This window comes from Flavivirga algicola (genome assembly GCF_012910715.1).
Taxonomy (GTDB): Bacteria; Bacteroidota; Bacteroidia; order Flavobacteriales; family Flavobacteriaceae; genus Flavivirga; species Flavivirga algicola.
In genome coordinates this window covers 1-671 of record NZ_JABBHF010000028.1, presented here as the reverse complement: position 1 = coordinate 671, position 671 = coordinate 1, and the positions used below count along the sequence as shown (strand labels likewise).

The 671-nt window shown below is 48.0% G+C and carries 1 protein-coding gene; it reads right to left on the bottom strand.

Features of this window, described 5'->3' with window-relative positions; translation table 11 throughout:
* Window positions 1–671: transposase (locus HHX25_RS21065; RefSeq protein WP_169677391.1), on the bottom strand; the 671-nt coding region annotated here is incomplete at both ends.

Here is a 671-nt window from a genome sequence, read left to right as displayed (position 1 = left end):
ACATGGTGAGCTGTATCCACACTAAGCTGGCTCAGGTAATTTAGTTTTCTCGCCTTACCAGGTTTGACACTGATCCTGGCATCGGGGTCGGTAGGGCTGTAATGGGTCTTGTTGGAAGTGTATTTACTGCCCTTGTTGCCAGCTCCAGGCCGCTGGTCCTGGTCCAGTTGCCAACGTCTATTTCTACTGCTTATCTCTTGTAGCTCTTTTGAGCTGGCCGCAATCTCTTGTTGGGATCTGGGCGCTTTATTTACCTTGGATTTCCTTATCGGACTTTTTTTATCCATCGAACTGATATGGCGGATCTTTTCCAAATGAGCACCTAAATCTGCTTTGGGGACTTTAAGCTCCAAACTGTCCGTCGAGGCATTCGCCTTGACGGGTGCCGAATCCATGGCCCGGGTATGGCCGCTTACCATGCCTTTTTCAACGCACATACCCAATACCTTAGTGAATACCTGTTCAAATACAGACTCTGGATATAACTGGCGGGTACGGCTGATGGTACTATGCCAGGGCAGTTCCTCGTCGATATCATAGCCCAGAAAATACAGGATATCCAAGCGCATACTGCTGTGCTGGATGAGTTGCCGATCACTGATGATATTTTCCAGATAACCTACCAAGCACAGTTTAAAGAACACAACGGGGTCGATACTCTTTTGACCACT